The organism is Ralstonia sp. ASV6 (assembly GCF_016429285.1).
In the GTDB taxonomy this organism is placed as follows: Bacteria; Pseudomonadota; Gammaproteobacteria; order Burkholderiales; family Burkholderiaceae; genus Ralstonia; species Ralstonia flaminis.
Genome location: NZ_JAELUI010000277.1, coordinates 1 through 2,942, shown reverse-complemented (window position 1 = coordinate 2,942; position 2,942 = coordinate 1). Strand labels below are relative to the sequence as shown.

At 65.3% G+C, this 2,942-nt stretch carries 4 protein-coding genes; 1 reads left to right on the top strand and 3 read right to left on the bottom strand.

Annotation, left to right across the window (positions count from 1 at the left end; translation table 11 throughout):
• The first annotated feature begins 170 nt into the window (after positions 1-170).
• Complete coding sequence (locus tag JHD73_RS27320) at positions 171-1,559, top strand: amidohydrolase family protein (RefSeq protein WP_199033268.1); 1,389 nt, start codon at positions 171-173, stop codon at positions 1,557-1,559.
• A 4-nt stretch (positions 1,560-1,563) separates the two neighbouring features.
• Here JHD73_RS27320 and JHD73_RS27315 read toward each other — a convergent pair whose 3' ends face one another.
• The 3 genes from JHD73_RS27315 to JHD73_RS27305 form a co-directional block, all read right to left on the bottom strand.
• Positions 1,564-2,076, bottom strand: a complete 513-nt coding sequence (locus JHD73_RS27315; RefSeq protein ID WP_199033267.1) for a GNAT family N-acetyltransferase — start codon at positions 2,074-2,076, stop codon at positions 1,564-1,566.
• Positions 2,073-2,654: a flavin reductase family protein gene (locus JHD73_RS27310; RefSeq protein ID WP_233177186.1), complete on the bottom strand. Its 582-nt coding sequence runs from the start codon at positions 2,652-2,654 to the stop codon at positions 2,073-2,075. The genes JHD73_RS27315 and JHD73_RS27310 overlap by 4 nt, the downstream gene beginning before the upstream one ends.
• A 53-nt stretch (positions 2,655-2,707) precedes the next feature.
• On the bottom strand, positions 2,708-2,942 hold a 235-nt coding region (locus JHD73_RS27305), incomplete at its 5' end, for a hypothetical protein (RefSeq protein WP_233177185.1).

The following is a 2,942-nucleotide window of genomic DNA, read 5'->3' as shown; positions in this document are numbered from 1 at the left end:
GTTCAAGCAAATGCCCGACTGGACGCAACCGTTCCTGCACAGCGGCGTGGTCATCGCCTGCCTGGTGTCGGTGGCGCTGAATCTGCTGCTCAATGGCACCGGCGAAGCGCATGTGCCGTCGTCCATCGTGCGAACGGCCGGCCGCGCCTGATTTTCCACCGGAAACCCTCATGCTCAACACGCCTCAAGACATCCTGATCCGCCGCCCCGTCGCCGTCATGACCGGGCTGCGTGGCGACGCGGCGCGCGCTGGTGCCGTCGATATCCGCATCGTCGGCAGCCGCATTGCCGAGATGGGCCCCGACCTCATGCCCCGCCCCGGCGAGCGTGTGATCGACGCCAGCGACTGCCTCGTCTACCCCGGCTGGATCAACACACACCATCACCTGTTCCAGAACCTGCTCAAGGCCGTGCCGGAAGGCATGAACCAGGACCTGCAAGGGTGGCTGGCCAGCGTGCCATATCCGCGCCTGCCGCTGTTCACGCCGGAGCTGATGCGCACCGCTGCGCGCTTGGGGATGGCGGAGCTACTGCTGTCAGGCGCCACCACGTGTGCCGACCACCACTACCTCTATCACGCTGGCGGCAGCACCGAGTCGGGCGACATGCTGTTCAATGTGGCCGGTGAATTTGGCATGCGCTTCGTGTTGTGCCGTGGCGGCGCGATTGAATCAGCCAACAGCCATCCGGGATTTTCGAAGACGGCGCTGCAGCCAGAAACGCTCGACCAGATGCTGGCCGACATCGAACGCCTCAAGCACCGCTATCACGATGCATCGCCCGACGCGATGCGCCGTGTGGTGGTTGCCCCGACCACGCCCACGTTCTCGCTGCCGCCGGCTCTGCTGGCAGAGTTGGCGCATGTGGCGCGCGCCATGAACCTACGCATGCATACGCACCTGTCTGAGACCGACAACTACGTACGCTTCTGCCGCGAGAAGTACAACTGCCTGCCGGTAGAGTTCGTGGCCGAGCACGAGTGGCTGGGACCAGATGTCTGGTTCGCGCACCTCGTGCACCTGCAGCCGTCGGAGATTCGCATGCTGGCGCAAACGGGCACCGGCATCGCGCACTGCCCGGTCAGCAACAGCCGGCTGGGCAGCGGCATCGCACCGGTGCCGCAGCTGGCGGCGGCCGGCGTGCCGGTGTCGTTGGGCGTGGATGGCGTGGCGTCGAACGAATCGGGCAGCATGACCGGCGAAGTCAACACCACCTGGCTGATCCACCGCGCAGCACAGGGCGCCAGCGCCACCACGGCCGAAGAGGTAATCCACTGGGCCACGGCCGGCGGCGCACGCGTGCTGGGTTTGGGCGAGGTCGGCACGTTGCGGGTCGGGCAAGCGGCAGACCTGGTGCTCTACGACATCAACCACCCGCGCTTCTACGGCTTCCACGATCCGGCGCTCGCGCCCGTGGTGGCGGGCGAGCCGATCACCGTGCGCACCAGCATCATCAACGGGCGCGTGGTGGTGGATGAGGGCGTGGTGTGCGGGCTGGATGTGGAGAGCATCCGTGCGCAGGCCAGCCAGGGCGTGGCCGACCTGATGGCGTGTGCCTGACGGCTCAGGTGTCGAGCCGCAACGCCATGTGTTCTTCGTCGAAGAAGCGATCTCCGACACGCATGGCGCGGCGCTCGACGCCGAAGGTTTCGAAACCCACGTTGCGATACAGCTGTTGCGCACGCGGGTTTTCGGCATTGACGCAGAGTTGGATCTGCAACACGCGTGCGGCGCGCGCATGTTCAATGGCTGCGTCCAACAGACGCCCCGCAATACCACCCCGCCGGTGCGCGGGGTCTACAAACACGCCCCACAGCACAGCCTTGTGCGCGACTTGCGCGAGCGGTTCTCGGCGCAAGCCGGCAATGCCGATCAGCGCTTGCCCCGCAAACGCGCCAAACACGATCTGGTGATCGGTCGTGCGGATGCGATTGCGCGTCTCCTCCAGCGTGCGCCCGGACTCTTCATCGTGCGTCGGCCAGATGGCGGTGGGTGCATCTTGAATCGCCTGGAGGCGCAGCGCCTTGAACGCTTCAGCGTCATCGTCAACCAACGGGCGGATGGCGATGTCGCTCATGGTTGCTTGGCCTCGACGCTAAAAGCATCGCCCGTTTCAAAGAAGGCGCCGCCCGCGAGGTAATGCACCGTCTTGCTACCGGCATCGGTGAAGTGCCAGCGGCCGTTGCTGAACAACGCTGGGTCTGCCCAGGCGGCCGTCACTTCAGCAATGAACAGGTCGTAGCGCTTCTCGTTGTGCGGCTCTGGAATGACGCGGCATTCCAGCCATGCCGCGCAGCCCGCCACCAGTGGTACGTCGATCGTGCGGGCCGGTACGCTGGCGAGACCGAGCGCTTCGAACTTGTCGCCATCGCGGCCGGAGAGCGTGCCTACGGTGAGCGTCGTCTCGGCAATGGCTCGGGTGGGGATATTGAGTGCGAATACGCCGGAGGCTTCGATCAACTCACGCGTGAGCGTACGGCTGTCGACCACCAGCAGCACCTTGGGTGGGTCAAAGTCGAGCGGCATCGCCCAAGCGGCGGCCATGACGTTGCGCACGCCGTTGTGCGCACTGCTGACCAGCGTGGTCGGCCCATGGTTGAGCAATCGGTACGACTTGGCAAGCTCGACGGGCGCGAGCGAGATGGGATCGGGCATGGTAGTCAAACGAGGAATCATATCGACGACCCGCCATCATAGGGCAGCCGCCATCAGCTCGTAGGCGGCGCCGACAGCCGCGCAGCATCGTCGATACCGAACTCGGATCGGCAACGGCGGTCGTATTCAACGTTGACCCCGCCGACATGCGCGATGGCCGTCATCAGACGTGGGTGAAAGCCGGCCTCTTCCAATGAGCGCCCATCCGAGAAGGTCAGCTCAGTAAAAATCAAGCCCCGCCCCGCGACCGTGCATTGCACCTTCGTCACTTGCCCGAGCGGGTAGGAC